Source organism: Paenalcaligenes sp. DL 309 (genome assembly GCF_057475285.1).
Genome location: NZ_JBYBKW010000004.1, coordinates 125,394 through 145,329, shown reverse-complemented (window position 1 = coordinate 145,329; position 19,936 = coordinate 125,394). Strand labels below are relative to the sequence as shown.

The window sequence follows — 19,936 nt, the reverse complement described above, 5'->3', positions numbered from 1 at the left end:
CGATTTCAATGAGTATTATCGAGAAATCGCAGCCCGAACCTTTTTTTCGGCCTTAAAATCTGCCAAAAAAAAGCAGTGCCCGGAAAACTTAACCTAGTTATCCAAGTTCACTGGCGTCCTTGTCGCAGCACCCTGCGGGCGCCGCGTCACGGACTTTGTTTTAGCGAGGGAGGTCATTGACGCGTCGGTGGGTGACTCGGTCTTTACCATGCACTCGGAGCAACGGAGGGTTTTTCTTCCAAATCAGTTCTGGTCTTAAAACAAGCCTACCAGGCACAAAAAAACGCCCAACCGAAGTTAGGCGCTATAAAGGGAGCATGACGGCCATTTACTAAACCAACCCCCTTTTACTAGACACACTTTCATTTATGGCGTATTCCAAACGTCATGGTAGGTATAGGCACTGAATTTAAATGGCCTATTGCTAACAGGGCGGCAAGACTCACCCCGGGCAAGCCCGCGGTGATCTTGCTGCGCAAGATAACCGCAAAACCCCGTTTCTGTTGGTTCAATCTGGGGAGTTAGGAATGGCGGGATTTCGCCGTAGCTTTTGAGGCGGCAGACACGCCACCACAAAAGCAAACCAACCCACTCAAACAAAAGCAAGAAGCCCAACATCTCGCGATATCGGGCTTCTTGTTTACTAAACGCGATTAAACGTGTAGCAGGTTACTTCTGTTTTAGCTTATAGATTAAGCAAAGATGAAGTCATCTGCATCTAACGTCAAACTTGTACCAACCAACTGAATGAACATATCATCAGCTGAGTTGAAGTTACCGTCACCGTTCGTATCAACAAACACACCTGTGTTAGTGCCATCATCTAAGAAAGCAACCGCATTTGTAGTACCAGCCGATACAAATAAATTATCAGCGCCAGTTCCTAAAATTGCATTCAAGTTTGCTCCAGTAACTGTCGTTACACCAGCGTCACCTGCAAGGTTCAAGGCAGACAAATCAATTTTGTCGGTAGTAGAGGTAAAGTTCGTAATGGAGTCAAAAGCGGTCGCAATTGAATCCGTGCGGGCGGTATAAACGAGGGTATCTTCACCAGTACCTAGGGTAATGGTATCAGCACCGGTACCACCAGTAATCGTGGAACCACCAGTACCCACTTTAATGGTATCGTTACCGGCACCGCCGTCAACAACCACTTTGCCTGTAGCTGAAACGAAATCCAATGTGTCGTTACCTGAACCGCCTTTAACCGTTACTACAGCGCTTGTAAGTATACCGGATGTGAAACTCACGTTACCTGTAGCAGCGCTTGCGTCGAAGGAGGTAAGCGTTCCTAAAGAAGCAGCGCTAGAAACTGTTACGTTCCCTTCACCTGTTACCTCAATGGATTTTAAGGCTGTAAGAGCATCTACATTAGCCGTGTTAGCTGTGCCTGTGGCGTTGATTACTACGCCTTCGATACCGACACCACCCATCACTGTAAGAGTACCAGCAACTGCGCCATTGCTAGCTACCGCAAAATTGGCAACGTCATTGGCACCAGCCACATCTGCATAGCCTACAGTAACAGCACCTACCGCGCCCTTAACACCAAATACCGTGGACAAGTCAGCGTTCGTGTAAGTACCAGTAGCACCCGTGGTGTTAATCTGCTTAACACCGGTTGCGTTGGCTAGGTCTAGCGCTGCAGTATCCGCGTTATTGATGGTTTGGATATTGCTGAGGGTTGGGGCATTATTAAGACCATTAATACCACCATTGAAAATCTCTAGGACGTTATTGCCACCCTTACCGTTTAATACGTCACCCGTGTTCAATGAGCTTGCTGCAAACGCAATAAAAGTATCATCGCCAGAAGTACCATTGATTGTGTCGATATCTGTAGTGAGCGGTCTAATATCACCTCCCTTAACTCTTTGATTTAACTAATATAAACCCAGACAATTTGAAATCCTCTACACTAGTATGGCTATATAGAAAAGGAACCTTTTTACAAAACCTTATTTCAAACGGTTTAGACCTTAGCCGCATAGCCATAAACCCTAGACTAATCACCGTTCACTCAGAAATGGAGCCCAGCATGAACGCACATATAGGCAGTAACTTTGACGACTTCTTAAAAGAACAAGGGGTTTTGGAAGAAACTACCGCTGTGGCTATTAAACAAGTCATTGCGTGGCAGCTTGCCCAAAAGACGCCAGCCACCACGATGGTTGCAGATTTGATTAACAAAAAAAGACCAAACGCTAAGGATTACTATCCCTAATCAGACTAGGGAGCTTTTATCATTTTAGGCGAAGATGCCAAGAGCGCTGGCCGTGATATCAGCTCGCTCCTGCCTACGACTCGGACTCACATGAGTATAAACCTGAGTCGTCGTCAAACTCGCATGACCTAAGGCTTGCTGCACATCAATCAGATTTGAACCAGACTCCAACATCATCGAAGCGTAGGTGTGACGCAAGTCATGGATACGTAAGGTGGGTAGACCGGCGAGGTTGCGTATGGTGACCCAGGCGTTACGGCAGGAATGGTAGGGCTTGCCTGTTTTTGGGTTGGGGAAAACCCACTCAGCGCTTGTGGCTGTTTTCCGCCGAACGGTGAGAAGCGTTTTTACACCCTCAGAGAGCGGCAAAACCATTCCCTTTTTTCCTTTGTCCTCTTCAGCGGGAATAGTAAGCGTACCGCGTTGCTCATTAAACCATTGCCATTTCATACGGAAAACGTTACTGCGGCGCAGCCCGGTGCCCATCAGCACCCGCAGCATATCCGCTAAGTCCGTATTCTCAGAACGCTCGGCGGCGTTGAGGATGGCTTTTAGCTCCTCAGACGTGAGAAAGAGCCCGACGATATGGCGCTCGGTGGTGAGTTTGACGCCTTTGGTGGGATTCTCGTGAACGCGGGTGCGGGGTAAGCCAATGGCGGTGTTGAAGATATGACGCAAAAGCACCAATATTCGCTTCACTGTGCCATCGGCTAAGGTGCGGTCTGCTTGTTTTTTCCAACGGCCCGCGGCCACCACCTTAGCTTTCAACTGGTTCGCAAACCGAACCACGTCCTCTTCCTCTATATCCGTCAAACGACTTTTACCAAAAACAGGGGCAATGTGGTTGCGAAACAGGGCCTCGTGGGTTTGGTACGAACGGGATTCGAGCCGTACCCGTTGTAAAAACGTCTGATAGAAAAAATCATTCATGAGGGGAGCCAATGCGCCGTGGGTATGCATCGCACTACCGCCTTTATCTTCCTCTATTTGTTTGAGCATCACACGGGCCATGGCACGAGCGGCTTGGTGAGAAATTTGCCCCACTTTGCCGATTTTTTCTTGACGCTCTTTACCCTCCGCATTGCGGTACCGAACAATGTAGGTGGTATTACCCGTTTGTGTTTTCTGAATGGCGAAGCCGGGTAACTCCATATCAGGCACTCGAATAGACTTAAATTTCGCGGGAACGACGACTTCACGAGCTGTTGTTTCGGTAATGTAAATGGCGGTCATAGCCAATCCTTGATGTTATTAAGATTCTTTGACTTTTGGATGTGTAAAGCTTCAAAAAGTCAACCCCTACCACCTACTAAAAATAGCAGGTGATAAACCCTAATAGATAACAAGCACATACCCTCTTAATATTAGAAAAATTTTCTTACAAATCAAATTAAATCAAAACAAAGAGACAAAAAATGACAACAACAATCAACCCCTTCTTTAACCCCACTTACTACCTCGCCACCCACCGCGACCTCATCATCGCCGGCCTCACCACCACAAACAACGGCGCCGAACTCTGGCAGCATTATGTAGAATACGGCGCCAGTGAAGAGCGGAAGCCGAATGCGTGGTTTGATGCGTATTATTACCTTACAGACAACCCAGACCTAAACAGCGCCGGTTTTAGTGCGGTAGAAGCACTGGCGCATTATTATGAGTACGGCATACACGAAGGGCGGGAGTTTAGTGAGACCTTGCGGGTGGGGCGGTTTGATGCGCAGAGGTATGCGGAGGAGAATGAGGATGTGGTGTTGGCGTTAGGGACGGAAAAAACGCAGTTATTAAAGCATTACCTCAGTTTTGGCTACGCAGAAAACCGACCAGGGGCGGGGGGTTTGGCGGAGGTGGTGCAGGGGGATAATGTGATTCATGTGCAGCTGCCACAGTTTGGGGGTGGGGTGCAAATGGGCACGGTGATGAATGACCGCTTTATGGTAGATGGCTTTGATGCCAGTGGGTGGGAAGGGCAGGAGAATGTGATTAATGGCTTAGGGGGTGAGGATACGGTGGTGTTTAAGGGGGCTGACGTGGTAGAGCATGTGCGCTTACGCAGCATTGAAAAGGTAGAAATCACGAATGCTGACAGCGTGCACTTTGGCTCTGAGCACTCCATCAAACAAATCACCCTAGGGCAAAAGGCCAGTCAAGTGCAGGTGGATTTTACGCCAGAGGCGGTGGCAGCAGGGTTGGGTGAGCTGCATATAAACAATCAAGCCCAAGGCGCCAGCCTCATCACCAATGGCTATCAAAAAATCACTGTAAACATGGCCGAACACGTCACTAGCATGGCGCTACTACAAGTAGATAAGACCAAGGGTTCAACTTTTAGCGTGCAGTTACAGGGCGGTGCTAAAACGGGTTTTGAGCTGGGCGCTCTAGAAAACCAAGGCTCAGTGGCCTTAACGCACTTGTTCATAGACGGCTCCGCCTTAGCCGGCACCTTAAGCATTAACGCCTTTGGTGAATTAAATAATGTAAAAAACCTCACCATCAAAGGCAGCACCAGCGCGGCAAACACCTTCACCGCCAGCCAAGCCATAGACACCTTCATAGGCGGCAACGCCGTCGATACCTTTAGCTTCACCCAAGCCAACCACGCCGCCATTCAAATCACTAATAACAAAATCAGCGCCGTAGACACCATCCTCAACTTCAGCACCGCAGACACCCTACTCACCAGCCTGCCCCAACTCACCCTCACCCAAACCACCGGCCTCACCCCCGCCAGCGCCACCCTCGAAGACCTCGTCACCGGCACCACCGGCCTCACCACCGGCCACGTCTTCACCTTCGGGCCAGACAGCTACCTCCTCCTCCACCAAAACCCCGACCTCGCTAAAGTGCAATTGGTGAAATTGGTGGGCGTGAAGGTAGAAGATTTGGCCATTAAAGAAGGTGGTGGATTGGTGGGAGTAGCGGCAGCATAAGGTCATTGCCAATTCCCCCCGTAGAGGTCGGGCCTTGCCCGATCTAATACCTCCCCCCTAAATCCTATATCCGCCAAATCCCCTATTTGTGCTAGCATAAAGGTTATCTATTTCATTAAAATAAGGTAATCATGACCACTGCAATTTTTCCGGTTAGTTTGTCCAAGCACAAAGCATTACGTTGGGCTAATTTTGATTCTTATGCCTTTGCAGCCAAAGACACAGTCTGCCCGGTAGTGATGTCAGAGATGCCCAAGGCGGCGTCTGATTTACCCTTGGCTTTTATACAGCGCGGTGAGGATTTTATTCCCGTGGCAGTACTAGGCCTAACGGCCGATACGAACGCCTTTGTGGGCGCTGATGGTTTATGGCAGCAGGCCTATGTGCCAGCCCAATACCGCGGCTATCCCTTTTTAATTGCCCCCACCGAAGACGGTGAGCAGTTATTTTGTGTGAATGAAGCCAGTGAGCTCGTCGGTCCCGATAAAGAGCAGCCTTTTTTTAATGACGAAGACGAGCTCAGCCCTGAGCTTAAGCGCATTTTTGATTTTTGGGTGCAAGTGGAAGCCAATCGCGTACAAACGCATAAGTTTGCGGCTGCACTCAAAGAGTTTGACTTGTTAGAGCCATGGGAAATTACCGTGGAAAACGAGGAAGGCGGCAGCTATCAGGTGACCGGCTTATTTCGTATCAACGAAGAGCGCCTGAATAGCTTGTCTGATGAAGACTTCTTAGCGGTGCGTGCAAGTGGCGTGCTCCCCATGGTGTATTGCCAGCTGTTTTCTATGCAGCACTTACCCACCGTGGCGCAAAAAGCCGCACAGCGTATCCAAGAAGAGCAAGCGCACGTGACCTTGTCCGATGCCGGGGGCGAGTTAGATCTAGAGTTCTTAAATCAAGACAGCACCATCAACTTTGGTGGTGTGTAATTCTTACCAATAACTATGTGTATATGCACACAGGAGACTAGATATGAATCCCTTTTTTAACGCCAATCTTTACTTAGCCAAAAACCCCGATTTAGCCGCCGCCGGCTTACAAACGCCAGCTCAGCTATGGGCGCATTATGTGGCCTATGGGGCTCAAGAGAGCTTAACCGTAGCCAGCCGCGCACCGAACAGTTGGTTTGATGCGAGTTTTTACTTAACGAGTAATCCAGACTTAGGCGCTAATGGCATTACTGCTGGGATGGCTTTAGACCATTACTACCATTACGGTGTGCATGAGGCGCGTATATTTAACCCAAATCCTGCCTTAGCACCGAATAACTTCAGCGCTAATACTTACGCTCAGCAAAACCCAGACCTAGTAGCGGCCTTTGGCATCGTCAACCCCGCTAATCCTAGCGCCGCAGAAAGAGCGCTTTTAGAGCAGCATTTCTTATCCTACGGCTACAGCGAAGGCCGCCCGGGTGTAAATGCGAGTTTTGCTAACTTGGTAGTAGCAGAGCACACTATTGACTTAAATGGCGCGACTTTTGCTAATGGCGTGGAATACGGTACGGTTGCTGATGATCACTTTATCTCTACCAATGCAAACCTAGCCAATAAAACCGTAAATGGCTTAGGCGGCAATGATGTCATCACCCTAGGCGGCACCACGGCTACAGGGGTTGGGGCTAATGCGGTGAATTTGCAAAATATTGAAAAAGTGGTGTTAAGTAAAAGTGGTTGGGCGAATTTCCAGAGTAGTCAGCTCTTAGATATTGAGGTCGCAGGCACTACTAGCATAAATGCCCAGTTTGCTGCGGCAGCAGTATCCGGTCAAAATGATGCTCTCAATGTAAACACGAGCAATAACCTCACCTTTACTACCAACGGCATTGAACACCTTAAAATGGGTTTAGGCAATACCGTAAATAACGTGACTGCAAACGCTAATAACGCCAAAGGCGATAGCTTACTGGTAGATTTAAATAATGGTGCCGCGGCTGGCGTGGCAGTCACTGTAGGTAGTGCGGGCTCCACAGCACTCACGCAGCTCACCATTGACGGCAGTGAATTAACCGGTGGCTTTAGCTCCCTGACCTTAGGCACAAACCTAGGCGCTTTGCAAAACCTCACCGTTTATGGCGGCGCAGGCAGTGATGCTTTAGTGGCCACCAGCGCCATTGACACCTTCGTAGGCGGTGGCGGTAATGACACCTTTACTATGGGGGCTACGGCTGATACTAAAGTGAAAGTGGCCGGCGGTACTATTAGTGCAATGGATACCATTACGGACTTCAGCAATGGGGATCAAGTACTTGGTATTACAGCAGCAGCCATTGTTACAGGCACAGGTTCAGTACCTGCCAATGCTACCTTAGAGCAGTTAGTCACAGGCGCTGCAGGGACTTTAGTTAATGGTGATGTGTTTGGCGTAGGTAATGATTCTTACGTCTTGGTCCATAAAGATGGCAACTTGGCTGATGTATCTTTAGTCAAACTAGCAGGGGTAGATGTGGCTGATCTACAAATTACGGGTGGTACTACGGTTGAGTTTGCGTAATTAATGTCTACCACCTATCCCTTAAGTAACCAAATCTCCATCGCCTTTAGCGCCCTTGAGGACCGCTTAGTAGTGCGGTCACTCAATAGCAGTGGCAAGGTGGTTTGGTTACTGCTTACTCGCCGCATGACCCTCACGGTCTTGCGGCAGTTACTGCACCAATTACACCGCATCAGCCAGCTAGACAAAACGCCGGCGCAGTATTGGTTAGAACTGCTGCAACTAGACCATCAGCAAGCCATGCAAAGTAAAAGCCACACCGACGCCGAAGCTGCAGGCACAACGGCCAGCACTTCTTCTTATACGGCCCCCTTAACGGCAGCGCAAATGAAAGCCAGCCCAGAGGCCAAAACAGCAGAGCCGCAAACGCCGCAAACACCCGAAGAGCGAGCTTTGTATATTGCTACCCGTCTGAGCTTAGAAAATTACCCGCGCTACGCGCTTTTGGCCTTTCAAGGCTTACCCATGCCTAAAGCCATGACCACGCCTGCTGCGCATCAACCAGTATTTGCCATCCGTTTAGACCGTGATCACCTGCATCAGCTCATTCGTCTCATTACGGCCAAAGCCAAAGAAGCGCATTGGGATTTACCTGTTACAATTCCCTGGTTAGCCGACCCCGCTGAAACCAGCACCACCAGTGTGGATTTGGGGTTATTGCATTAACTCTTTGCCGCGCTGTGACTCACCATGAATGAAAACCTACCGCAGTTAGCCGAATCTGCCCGTCAGCTGGCAGAAAAAAAACAACAAGAACAACAACTAGACCTCTATGCCCTGACTAGAGAAGTTGAGCAATTAGAAGATAAAATCGCCATTTACCGTCACGAGGCCTTACAGGCCTTGCCACTGGAAGAGCGCGAAGGCGTTTTGCAAGAGGGAGAGCCACCGCCACTGCCATTGCCTCAAAGTAGAAAGCGCAAATTGCTCAACAAGGTGCAGGCTATGGTGCCTGATTTTATTTACAAAAAACCCCCTGCAAAAACCATCTTAATTATTGATAATGGTGGCTTAACTCACACCATCGCTCAGTTGTCTGCTTTTTATCATGTGGTGGTGTGGCGTTTAGAAGGCAGCCATCAACCGTTATCAGCCACCCCACGCATAGAACGCTTGCTCACGGCACAGTTTGATGTGGCGCTTTGTGAGCAGCGATTTCAAGAATTACTGGCGGCCGAGTCACCCTTAGGTCTGATTTTAGTGGATTCTTTTGTGTGGCAAGCTCCTTTGGTGGCGGCGGCGCAATGTTATGTGCCGGTGGTGTTGTGCGTGGATCAGCCCATTAGTGAGATGAAACATTTGCATTGGGCTGGCATGCACAGCAAATGGCGTATACAGCAAAGTTTTTTATGGTCTATGCAGGTGTTGTGCGCCAATACCTTTAGTTTGGATTTTTTCCTTGAGAAAAAATGGCTGCCTTTTGCTGATTTTGCGCAAATGGTGAGTCCGGCTGAGCGCATAGAATACTGGTGGCCAGAGCAGGTGGCTAGTTGGTTAAAGCAATATGAAGACCTCCTAAAGCAAGCGGAGTATTTGCAGCAAAAGCCGTTGGATAAGACTTTTTTCTTAGGTTTTCAGCACTGGGACAGCCAAAGCACCTTAAAACATCAAATGATGAATTTTCTGTTGCGTTGGCGTTCACGTTTTGAAGCCAGGCAGCTGGTGCCCGGTTTGGATATGGCTTGCTACGAGCAGCACCACCCGCAATTAGGTAATACTAACCCGGCTGTGGATTACCTACAGCGGGGGCGCCCTGAAGGCCCTTGGGCCTGGCCGGTAATAGAACCAAACCCTCAAAGTCAGCCGATTTCCGAGCGGGTGGCCTTACATATACATGCTTATTACTTAGAGAATCTGCCGGATCTGTTAACGGCCTTAGGTTTTAATACCGTGGTGCCGGATTTATACATCAGTGTGCGTAGTGAGGCAGATATTGAGGTCGCGCAGCAGCATTGTGAGCAGTACCCCGCAGCGGTCACCATACGCAGCGTGCCGAACAGTGGGCGTGATATAGGGGCGTTTTTAACCGGTTTTGGTGCCGAACTAATCGCGGATTACGACATCATTGGCCATGTGCACACCAAGCAAAGCCTGTTTCACCCGCAGCGTGATTTTATTTCCGCGTGGCAGACGTTTTTATTTGCTAATGTGCTGGGCACGGAGGGCAAACCCATGGCCGATGCCATTGTGGCGGCTATGCAGCAAGATCCTACGCTGGGCGTGGTGTTTCCCGATGATCCTAATATCCTTGATTGGGGTGAGAATAAAGACTATGCGCAGCTCTTAATGCAGCACATGGGTTTAGACCCCGAGTTACTCCCGGTAAACTACTTTAAGTTCCCTGTGGGCTCTATGTTTTGGATTCGTGCTGAGGCCTTAGCACCCTTGGTTAATCTAGGGCTAGAGTGGCAAGACTACCCGGCTGAGCCCTTAGTACAAGACGGCTCCATAGTGCATGCCTTAGAGCGGTTTTTTGGGCTGACAGCGGGTTTAGTGGGGTTAAAGACCGGGGTAAGTTATACGCCCGGTGTTTCCAGATAATATCCCTCTTATCTATTGGCTTGAATATCGTACTTAAAGATTTTATCCATTTCCGCGGCACGCCCCCCTACAAAAGAGCAAGAGCCGGGGATCACGTCATTGGGGTATTTCTCTTTTAAGTAGTCTAAGCCTTTGTAATAGCGCTCGGTAATGCGGCCGTGGGAGTAGTGCTGGAAATCCAGTGGAAACACATAAATAGGGATTTCTAACTCACAGCCCGCATGCAGGCATAAATCTTCGGCATACAAATCAAAGCGTAAGGGCTCATCAAACCGTAAGCTGGGGTGCTTACGCAACAATGACGTATGCAGTAATACGCTTTGGCAGTCTAAGCTTTGTACTGGCTCTGGCGCCTCCACCTTGATGCCGGCCACCGCGGCATTACTGCCGTCTTTATCACTACACGTATGCTGACCAATGCCCACTGGCGCATTTTTTTGCATACGCACCCCAAAGGTGCCATACACCGCCATGGGATCTAGCTCGAAAACAGCATCCAAGGGGCCTTTGATTTCAAAATCCTCATGCACAAAAAAGAGCCAGCAATCCTCATCAATGTATTTATCAATCATCTGATTGTATAAAGTGGGCAGCCCTTGGTTATGCTCTCTGTTATCTATGCCAATTATGTCGTAGTGCAATAGGCCTGTGTTATGGGTGAAAAAGTTTCTAAACATACTTTCATTGATAAACACAGAAATAATACGTAAAGGTGAATTCATCATCATTAAAACTCAATCACAGAATGCGTAAAGGCGTTAGAGGGTAGGCGTGCATGTTTGGTCTGGCTCAGCGCCGCTTGGACCGCCGGTGAGGCTTTTTGTTGTAGTAGCTCAAATAAAAACAGTAAATCCGTGGTGTCAATACGGGGTAGTTGCTCAGCGTCCAGCGCTTTAATGCTGTGGGCAAAGTCCATAATGCCGTGTTGTATTTCTTTCGCTATGTCAATGCGGTGGCTTTCTTGCGGGCTAGGCTCATCATCAAATAGCGTGTGGGGGCTGATATCACTAAATCGCACTAAACCAGCGGTGGGGGCGGCGGTTAAGAGTTCAATAAAGTTTCTAAATGGCGCCAGCTTGTAGTAGTTGTCTTGATTTTCTTTATCGAATAAGAAGCCGTGCTTTGTGCTGGCGTTTTCCGCTATAGGCAGCACACCTATATACAAGCCCTCAAACTGTTTGCTGTGGCCGGTAGTGGCCAGCATTTGGTTTAGGCTGTCTTGTATGGTGCCCACCCAGCCCACATCTACTACCAGTCCGTTTTTATTGCTATCTAAAACCTGCTGGCTTTCTAAGTACTGCAATAAACCGCGTTGCTCGTCTTGGGCTTTGGCGTGCAAACTAGCGTAGTGTTTATATAAGCACGATTTAAGGGCTTTTTCATTTTCTATGACGCCGTCTTTTTCTAACGCTTTGAGGTCACTATGCAGTGCTGTGAAATCCGTATACGCCAGACGTTCAATCACTTCATCGGCGTTAGAAGCGTTATGCGTGGAGAAGTAAATGTTGAGTAGCTCACTTTGCTCACAGGCCTTTTGATCCATCACAAATAAGGGGAAGGTCATGGCGCGTCTAGAGGCGAGCAGATAAATGCTGTCTTGCTCGGGGGTTTTAAACAGCAAATCATAGACTTTTTTAATAATGAGACCGTCACGCGCGAGAAAGCATAACTGGGTATTGGGTTTTTTTAATGCTTGTTGGTGTATATAATTGCCAAACAAATACAGCAAGGGCCCGCCAAATAAAAAGCCTATATCACGCCATAGCCCCCAGCCACTGGATTTATCACCGTATTTCCAGCGTTTATACATACCCAGTAAAAAAGACAAGCCAGTAGACTGAGTGCTCATTAACCCCGCATATAAGGAGCCCACTAAGGTGTCTTTTTCATAAAAAGAAGCGGGTAAGGGGTAATGTTCAGCGTCTATATCGTGCCTTTTCGGCCACTCATAGTCGGCCAGATAGTTATCCCCTATATGTAATATTTTCTCCCCCGGTAATTCCTCTTTTAAGGCCACAAAGCGGCTGCCATCGCCTTTAATTAAGTGGTCTTCAGAAGACACATACAGGACGTCGTACTCCTTATAGCCTTGCTTATGCAGTAATTGCTCAATCTGCTCTTTTTTCAAATACATATCGGAAACAAAGTAGATTTTTTTCTGCAGTATTTTGGCTCGGGCGTACAGATCATAAATAATGGGGTTCACCACACAGAACACTAACTCCGCTTCTATCTCTAGCTGTGGGTCTATGCCGTTTAATTGCGGCTGCTGGTAGATTTGCTCTATGGAAATGTCTTTTTGGTTTTTATGCACCGCGCGCGCCTGTGCTTCGGCTTCTAAGCGGCGTTTTTTGAACTGCGGCAGCTGGTGCTGTTCTTCTATGTAGCTAAAAATGCCATCGGGCGTGGCAAAAAGACGTATCAGCGCGGTATCAAACACATCAAGTGAAATAACGTCGTAATCTTCAAGGGTGACGGCGCGCATTTCAGCTAGGTAATCGATGTTGGTATTTTTATTGGCATCGGTTAGGTGATAATTGGCTAGATTTACCTCACCGTGGCGCTTAGGGGTGATGGGCTCATGATGCTGTTTAATATGTTTAATACGCATCACTATGCCTTGTACGCCTTCTTGAGAAAAGATGCGTACAATTTTTTTACAGGTGGCCCATAAGCCACCGCCAAAACCTAGGGTGCGTCTCACCGTTCTATAAAGCGCTTTAAGGCGCAAGCCTTGATTTTCTGCAAATCGCACGGGATAACTGAGCTTCCAACTTAAGGAGCTTTGTACGCTTTCTAGGGCATCAGATAGCTCAGTGAGCTGTCTGTCGCGCTCTGAAAGTAAGTAGTTTAATTGTGCAATTTTTTTATCGCGCTCTATGAGCTGTTGCTGTAACGCTTTATCCTTGTTTTCCATAACTTCTCTAGCCAATTAAAATAACAAATAGCATTGTAGTGTAAAGCACTCTATTTAACAGAGACGCAGACATTAAGGCACATCTTGAAGCATAAAGTTTAATTGCTCTTTGGCCAGATAGGCGGCGGCTTCACGGCTTAAGTGGTTTGCATCCCAGGTGGTGGGGGCCCAGCCTTGCTCTAAAGGCAATAAGGCACGGCACTGGCCATCGGGCTTACAAAACCAGTCTAGCAGACTAATAAACTGTGCCGGGGCCGGGGTGTGGGCGCGTATTATCTCATCTAAGGGCTGTAAATCTGCGTAGGTGCTGTTGTCTAGCCACGCATCGGGCATACCGTCTTTGGCATGATGCGTTAACAATGAAACTAAAGACGGTGGCCATTGAGGCACATCGCCTATCACATAAATACGGGCATCAGGGGCAATTTCATGCAAATGCGCCACGGTTTGCTCTAACTGCTGCGCGATGATTTGATCTGGCTGCTCGCCCGTGAGGTGGTTACGATACAGCAGCCAGTTTGCATGCAAAATAATGGTGTGCGGCTGCTTCTTTGCCACTTCGTCAAAGTTGTAGGCATTAATCCCCGGGCATAGCGGGCGCCAAGTTTTAATTTCATCGCCTAAGAGGGGCGCACAACCGCTGGCACTATAACGCGCCACCGGGGTTTGCGTAATCAGGCCATACCACAAGGCCGAGGCATGGGAATCACCCAAGATCACGGTGCGCTGTTCAGCATTAATTTTACAGTGCTCACCTAGTTGGGAGGAATCGTCTTGATCACCCAAAAAGCAGGCGTCTTCACCCACTAAATCTAAGGCCGCCTCGGTATAGCTTAAGAGGACTTGCTGGATATTATTAAAGCGCTGCGGAAAGCCTTTTTCATACACCACCACACTTGCTACCGCTATAAAGCCGATGATGCCAAGCAGACTGCTGATAAATATCGTTTTACGGCGTAAAAACGTGCGCTTTCTAAAAGGTGCCTCTACCCATTTCCAGCTAATAGCCGCCAGCACAAAGGTGGCAACAATTAACACTGCGGTTTGCGTGAGGCTGAGCTGGCTGCTGAGGGTTTTGATGCGGGTAAACGCAAATAGTGGCTGATGCCATAAGTAGGCGCTATAGCTTAATAAACCAATAACCACAAAAGGTTTACGACTTAAAACTTGCGCCACCCACGTCTCCGGTTTGGCAAAAATAATAATCAGCACGGTGCCCGTAACGGGGATCAGCGTCCACAAACTGGGGTGATCAATAGCGGGCCCAAAGCTTAAGAAGCTACCCATTAACAGCGCCAAACCCAGTAGGCTGCCCCCTTGCTGCAGCGCCAAAGACGGAGAAGTGGGGCGGTGGGCGGCGGCTTGCAAATAATAAGCACAAAACACCCCAGCGAGTAGCTCCCACGCCCGCATGGGCAGCAGATAAAAAGCGGCACTGCTGCGTGCGTGATCATTTAATTGCGCCGCTAGTAAACTTGCTATAAATAGCAGTACTAACACCAGTTTTAAGCCTCTAGGTTTAGCCCAGCCTAGCAAGAGTAATAGGGGGAAAAGAAAATAGAATTGCTCTTCTATACCTAAAGACCAAATGTGCAACAAGGGTTTAAGGGCCGCATCGCCATCAAAATAACCGGTGTGTTGCCAAAAAAAGATATTGGCCACAAAGCCCACTACCGCCATCACGCTATAGGCAAAATCCACTAAGGCACGCGGGGCTAAGAGAAACCAGGCGGCAATGCTGCTACATAGCAGCACAAAAAACAAAGCGGGCAAAATACGGCGTGCCCTACGCTCATAAAAATGCGCTAAACTAAACCGGTTTTGTTGTTGCTCAGTAATAATAATAGAGCTGATTAGGTAACCACTAATCACAAAAAACACATCCACACCCAGCAGCCCACCGGGTATCCACCCAAAATCAGCGTGGAATAATATTACGGGCAATATAGCCAATGAGCGTAGGCCATCAATTTCAGGGCGGTAATGCATAGTGACTTTTGTTGAGATTTTTTAATATGTTTCGATTTGTTAGCAATGGTGTTTATCGCTTACTCATAGCAATTCCCCTCGTGATTCTAGCACTAAACGCGCTTTTTTTAGTGCGTTGGGGAGTCGATCTGCCGTTTTGGGATGATTGGCGGCAATATGGGAGTAATGACTTAGGTAGTTTTAAGCTGAGCTATTTATTTACGCCGGTTAATGACACGTTATATCCGGTGGGGAAGTTTTTAGATTCATTGGCGCTACGGAGTTTTGGGGCGCATGCGGTGGCTTATCAGTTACTGAGCTTAGTGGCGGTGCTGGGGGCGCTGCTGTGGTTAATTTGGCAGCTTTTAGGTTTAAGTGAAGCGCCACGCTTGGTACGTGCCTTGGCTTTTTGTTTCACCTTACCCATGCTGCAGCCTGATTCTTATTGGGGTTTGCAAAACTTAGCCTATCACCAAACCCTGCCTTTAATTGCGGTATTAGCCATCTTGTATTTGGTGTTACGCCCGCAAACGGCAGCGGATAATAGTTGGCCCACTTATATAGGCATTGGGCTGTTGGGCTTTCTTAGTGGCTTCTCTTATATTAGTGGGGCTTTTGCCATTGTGGGGCTGAGCGCGGTGTTGCTGCTTTATGGCGGCAATTACAGGCGTTATGGCTGGGCTTTAGTCGTGCCCGCCGTGATCTGTTTATTGGCGCAGTTGTGGGTGATTATCTTTTACCAAAAAGGCATGCATTTAGCCGAGTACGGTATGGCGTATCCGTGGCAAATTGATTTTTGGATGTATGCCCTAGGTAAGGTGTCGCGTGCCTTTTTACTAAGCCCAGCACCGCAGTATGCAGTGTGGTCTTTGGCTCTGACGTTTCTGGTGTTAGGAGCATGGGGTTTGTTATTGTGGCGCCGTCCCAGTTTGCTGCTGGTGGCATTAACCGTAGTCATAGGGCTTTATTTACTGATTGTGGCAGCGGGGCGAGCGAATTACCGTTATGACCATGTGATTAGCCCGTTGCAAGTGTATGAGTTTGGTTTTGCGCGCTTTCATTATTTTTGGCTCACCTTAATCTGGCCGTTTTTAGTGATGGCAGCGTGGCAGCTTAAAAAATCGCGTCTTATAGGAGTCTTAGCGGTTATACCCGTCATTTGGCTGAGCAGCACAGCGGTGCTACACCACAGCAATCATTATGAATGGACCATGAATCTGCGCCAGCAGGGGCTAGAGTGCATACAAACGCAATACGCCGAAGGCCAAACAGCCATAGGCTGCCCTACTGTGCACCCCATTGATACCCCTGATCTTTTACCCGCCGATATTAGGCCGGCCATTCAAAACGCCATCCAGCGTAAGGCCTCCTTTGTGGAGCAGCTTAAACCCTTGCCTTAAATAGCCATTTAGATAGCAAAAAGGTAATGGGTAAGCTACAAGCAATGGCTGCTAAGGGCGCGAGCTCCGGCCACCAGCCTAGCTGGCTTACCCAGAGCCACACAATGAATAAGCCAAGCAGGTATTGCGCCACATACACCGCGGGCATCAGCAGCACTGACAGCCAGCCGCGGTGTGATTTAAAGACAAAGTTTCGGTTCAGCACATAGGCCAGCACCAGCCCTACGGCATAAGACAGGCTGTAGCTGTAGACTGAACTCCAGCCTAAAAACCACAGTGCGCCCAAATAAATGGCGTAAGTGATGAGGGTGTTTGCGCCCCCAGCGGCTAAAAACCTAAGAATTAACGGCACGTAAAAATTCGTCGTAATCCCGTATGTAATCATCGGCATCGTAATAATCCGAGGCAAACACCAGCAACACGGCATCCGGCGAGTAATCGTACTGTATGCCCCACACCATGGGCGGCAGATGCAGCCCCTCAGAAGGCGAGTCCAGCACAAATTCTTGACGATTCGTGCCATCATCGGTCACTACGCGCACCGAGCCATGCACCGCAATTAAAAACTGATGGCATTGGTAATGGGCATGCTCACCGCGGGTTTCGGCCGTAGGCACATCAAACACCAGAAAATAACGCTCGGGTGTAAAAGGAATGTCACGCATGAATTCCCCAGCAGAAAGGCTGCCACGCATATCAGGCACGGTACGCATTTGATGCAGCTTCACGCCTTCTACTTGGGTGTGATGGCTAACCGGCACTAAAGCGGTGGGGGCGGCGCTGCGGGTGGAGTGCCCAGTGGGCGTATTCACATAGCCCATAATCTTCGCGGGGTTCCCCACCACAATGGCATTGGGTGGCACGTTTTTTGTGACTACCGCCCCGGCCCCAATCATGGCATTCGCCCCAATGGTAATACCCGCCAAAATGGTGGCATTCGCGCCTATAGACGCACCATGCTGCACTAGGGTTTGATCAAAACGCTCGGGGTACACCTTACTGCGGGGAAATAAATCATTCGTAAAGGTGGCATTGGGCCCCACAAACACATCATCGGCCAAACGCACGCCATCCCACAGCTGCACGCCGGATTTCACCGTGACTCTATCGCCCACCACCACATCGTTTTCAATCAATACGTGATCGCAGATATTACAATCCGCCCCAATACGCGCCTCCGGCAGCACATGAGCAAAAGCCCAAATACGGGTGTTTTCACCAATATGTGGGCTTTCGCACAAGCCGCGTTCGTGGACGAAGTAATTAGTGCTCATGGTGCTTTGCCGTTTTGAAATGGTGGGTGTTTAAGGTAATCGCCAAGGGCCGCCCCTTGGTGTTTTCATAAGTGCGCCACGCATAGGAGCCCACAATGCCTAAGCCCAATAAATTTAACGAACCCAAAAAAGTGAGCATCACCATGATAGCGGCATAGCCCGGCACATACACCGCGCCCGAGAGCCGAGCAAACAACACAAATAGCGCCACCAGCCCAGAAATAATAGAGCCAAAAGCACCAATGCGTATCAGCAAACGTATAGGCAAATCACTGAAAGAGAAAATGCTATCCATCAGATAGTTGATCTTCTTTGCCAGCGTCCACGCCGAGCTGCCATGCTCACGCGCTTGGCGGTGATAAGGCACGGTTTTACGTCTAAAGCCCATCCAAAACACTTGCGCTACCAAGGAGGAATGGCGCTCCTCTAATTGCAGTAATTGATCTCTAAAGACTTTGTTGCAGCCAAAAATATCCACTCCACCCATGGGCATGGCGGGCACCACATAGCGGCGATAGGCTCCCCAAAATAGCTCGGCGGGTAAGCGCTGCATAAAGGGATCATCGCGCTGCTCTCGCACACCAATGGTCACATCGGCTTCATCTGCACGTAAGGCCTGAGCCATCTCTACAATCAGCTCCGGCGGCTCTTGTAAATCCGCTGCCATTACACCGAAATATTCCCCCTTGGCCGCCGCCAAGCCTTGGCGTATCGCCGCAAAGGAGCCGAAGTTGCGGCTCAGCAATAATAGCTGCGCGGGAAAGTCCTGCAAGGGGAGCTGCTCTTTTAAGAGTTCATAGCAGCGATCTGGGCTGCCATCGACCACAAATACCGCTTCAAAAGGCTGCAGCTGCGCATGCAGCTGGCTTACCGCCTGCAGTAAATCAGGCAGGGAGCCTTCGTTTTTATAAACCGGAATAATTAACGAAAACATACGGCAGAGATAAAGAAGGTTTTTACCGCATCAATCACGGTATCCACTTGCTCTTGCGTCATGCCCGGATAGCAGGGCAAAGACAACACTTGCTCACACGCTGCTTCACTAATGGGTAGGGCAGGCTGTGCCGGGTAGGCTGGCTGGGCGGTATCCGCTAAGGGGTAGTGCACATCGGTGGCCACACCCAAAGCCTTCAAGTGCTTAGCTAAGGCGTCACGCTGCGGCGTGCGCACCACGTATAAATGCGCCACGTAATCGTCACCCACCGAAACGGGAAGAGTCAGACCGGCTATTTGGGCAAAGGCGGTGTTATAACGCACCGCAATGGCACGGCGTTGGGCGTTATTTCTATCCAGTTTTGGTAGTTTGGTGCGTAGCACCGCGGCTTGTAATTCATCTAAGCGACTATTACGGCCACCGGGCACAGAGACGGTGTATTTAGTAGACCAGCCGTATTGGCGCAACTGCCGCACTCGCTCAATAAGGGCAGTGTTATCGGAGCACACTGCGCCGCCATCCCCAAGCGCACCTAAGTTTTTTGTAGGGTAAAAGCTAAAACAGGCGATATCGCCAAAGCTGCCCACCTTTTTACCTGCCACCCGTGCACCATGGGCCTGCGCGCAATCTTCTACAATAGCGACGCCAAACTGTTTCGCCACTTTTACTAAGCCCTCAATGGGCCCCGCTTGACCGTATAAATGGGTCACTATCATCGCCTTAGGCAGCGGCTGCTGTGCCTCCTGCAAAGCGTGCAGCTGCTTTTCTAAGCGCACCGGACACACCGCCAGCCTATGCGGGCCAATTTCCACATACAGCGGCGTAGCCCCCACCAAATGAATGGCCGTACTACCATAAAAGCCCGCATTGGCCGCACAGGCCACCACATCGCCTGGCCCAATCTCCAACGCCTTTAGCGCCAGCTCCAAGGCATCTGTGCCATTACCCAAACCCACACAATGCGCCACCCCCACATACGCTGCAAACTCCTTCTCAAAGCTTTCTGTTTCCTTCCCTAATACATACCAATGACTCTCCACCACCCGCTGCATAGGAGTGATCAAATCAAACTCAGCATTCACAGTTTGGGCACAGAATAAGGGGATCATGGCAGGGCTCTTTCGGGGAAATAGGTAAATAAGGGTAATTATTGCATAAATGCGGTCAGACCGGTATCAGACCGGTTGTTAGACCGGGCACGGCCCGGCCTCTACAGGGGGAATTGGCAACATCATCGGCGATACCCCCTGTAGATATC

At 49.3% G+C, this 19,936-nt stretch carries 16 protein-coding genes; 7 read left to right on the top strand and 9 right to left on the bottom strand.

Annotated features, from left to right (window positions below):
* Nucleotides 1-692: 692 nt before the first annotated feature.
* Nucleotides 693-1,775, bottom strand: coding sequence for a M10 family metallopeptidase C-terminal domain-containing protein (locus AC2UZJ_RS07010; protein WP_486949421.1), 1,083 nt, complete (start codon nt 1,773-1,775; stop codon nt 693-695).
* Nucleotides 1,776-2,038: 263 nt separating this feature from the next.
* On the opposite strand from AC2UZJ_RS07010, the gene AC2UZJ_RS07005 reads away from it, so the two are divergent.
* Entirely contained in the window at nt 2,039-2,224 is a 186-nt protein-coding gene (locus tag AC2UZJ_RS07005) for a hypothetical protein (protein ID WP_486949420.1), read from the top strand.
* A gap of 24 nt (nt 2,225-2,248) precedes the next feature.
* Here the strand turns inward: AC2UZJ_RS07005 and AC2UZJ_RS07000 are convergent, their stop codons facing one another.
* The gene (locus AC2UZJ_RS07000; protein WP_486949548.1) at nt 2,249-3,376 is read right to left on the bottom strand and encodes a tyrosine-type recombinase/integrase; all 1,128 of its coding nucleotides are present in this window, start codon (nt 3,374-3,376) and stop codon (nt 2,249-2,251) included.
* 263 nt (nt 3,377-3,639) lie between these two features.
* Here AC2UZJ_RS07000 and AC2UZJ_RS06995 point away from each other — a divergent pair, with 263 nt between their 5' ends.
* The 5 genes from AC2UZJ_RS06995 to AC2UZJ_RS06975 all read left to right on the top strand — a co-directional run bounded on the left by AC2UZJ_RS06995 (nt 3,640) and on the right by AC2UZJ_RS06975 (nt 10,185).
* Complete coding sequence (locus AC2UZJ_RS06995; RefSeq protein WP_486949419.1) at nt 3,640-5,154, top strand: hypothetical protein; 1,515 nt, start codon at nt 3,640-3,642, stop codon at nt 5,152-5,154.
* A 131-nt stretch (nt 5,155-5,285) separates the two neighbouring features.
* Complete coding sequence (locus tag AC2UZJ_RS06990; protein WP_486949418.1) at nt 5,286-6,083, top strand: SapC family protein; 798 nt, start codon at nt 5,286-5,288, stop codon at nt 6,081-6,083.
* 43 nt (nt 6,084-6,126) lie between these two features.
* Nucleotides 6,127-7,644 (top strand): autotransporter outer membrane beta-barrel domain-containing protein, encoded by a 1,518-nt coding sequence (locus AC2UZJ_RS06985; RefSeq protein WP_486949417.1) that lies wholly within the window; start codon nt 6,127-6,129, stop codon nt 7,642-7,644.
* A gap of 3 nt (nt 7,645-7,647) precedes the next feature.
* Nucleotides 7,648-8,310 (top strand): hypothetical protein, encoded by a 663-nt coding sequence (locus AC2UZJ_RS06980; RefSeq protein WP_486949416.1) that lies wholly within the window; start codon nt 7,648-7,650, stop codon nt 8,308-8,310.
* Nucleotides 8,311-8,334: 24 nt separating this feature from the next.
* Entirely contained in the window at nt 8,335-10,185 is a 1,851-nt protein-coding gene (locus AC2UZJ_RS06975) for a rhamnan synthesis F family protein (RefSeq protein ID WP_486949415.1), read from the top strand.
* A gap of 8 nt (nt 10,186-10,193) precedes the next feature.
* Here the strand turns inward: AC2UZJ_RS06975 and AC2UZJ_RS06970 are convergent, their stop codons facing one another.
* From AC2UZJ_RS06970 to AC2UZJ_RS06960, 3 genes are all read right to left on the bottom strand, one after another.
* Complete coding sequence (locus tag AC2UZJ_RS06970) at nt 10,194-10,913, bottom strand: hypothetical protein (RefSeq protein ID WP_486949414.1); 720 nt, start codon at nt 10,911-10,913, stop codon at nt 10,194-10,196.
* Entirely contained in the window at nt 10,913-13,102 is a 2,190-nt protein-coding gene (locus AC2UZJ_RS06965; RefSeq protein ID WP_486949413.1) for a hypothetical protein, read from the bottom strand. Before AC2UZJ_RS06965 ends, AC2UZJ_RS06970 begins: the two co-directional genes overlap by 1 nt.
* Nucleotides 13,103-13,174: 72 nt before the next feature.
* Nucleotides 13,175-15,091: an acyltransferase family protein gene (locus AC2UZJ_RS06960; RefSeq protein ID WP_486949412.1), complete on the bottom strand. Its 1,917-nt coding sequence runs from the start codon at nt 15,089-15,091 to the stop codon at nt 13,175-13,177.
* 26 nt (nt 15,092-15,117) lie between these two features.
* Here AC2UZJ_RS06960 and AC2UZJ_RS06955 point away from each other — a divergent pair, with 26 nt between their 5' ends.
* Entirely contained in the window at nt 15,118-16,470 is a 1,353-nt protein-coding gene (locus AC2UZJ_RS06955) for a hypothetical protein (protein ID WP_486949411.1), read from the top strand.
* On the opposite strand, the gene AC2UZJ_RS06950 is transcribed toward AC2UZJ_RS06955, so the two are convergent.
* Genes AC2UZJ_RS06950 through AC2UZJ_RS06935 form a run of 4 tightly spaced genes read right to left on the bottom strand, consistent with a single transcriptional unit; the run spans nt 16,454 to nt 19,787 of the window.
* Entirely contained in the window at nt 16,454-16,822 is a 369-nt protein-coding gene (locus tag AC2UZJ_RS06950; protein WP_486949410.1) for a GtrA family protein, read from the bottom strand. The genes AC2UZJ_RS06955 and AC2UZJ_RS06950 overlap by 17 nt on opposite strands.
* Nucleotides 16,806-17,744: a WxcM-like domain-containing protein gene (locus AC2UZJ_RS06945; RefSeq protein ID WP_486949409.1), complete on the bottom strand. Its 939-nt coding sequence runs from the start codon at nt 17,742-17,744 to the stop codon at nt 16,806-16,808. The genes AC2UZJ_RS06950 and AC2UZJ_RS06945 overlap by 17 nt, the downstream gene beginning before the upstream one ends.
* Entirely contained in the window at nt 17,734-18,678 is a 945-nt protein-coding gene (locus tag AC2UZJ_RS06940; protein ID WP_486949408.1) for a glycosyltransferase family 2 protein, read from the bottom strand. The genes AC2UZJ_RS06945 and AC2UZJ_RS06940 overlap by 11 nt, the downstream gene beginning before the upstream one ends.
* A complete protein-coding gene (locus AC2UZJ_RS06935) occupies nt 18,666-19,787 on the bottom strand; it encodes a DegT/DnrJ/EryC1/StrS family aminotransferase (RefSeq protein WP_486949407.1) in 1,122 nt (373 codons plus the stop codon). The genes AC2UZJ_RS06940 and AC2UZJ_RS06935 overlap by 13 nt, the downstream gene beginning before the upstream one ends.
* Nucleotides 19,788-19,936: the final 149 nt, after the last annotated feature.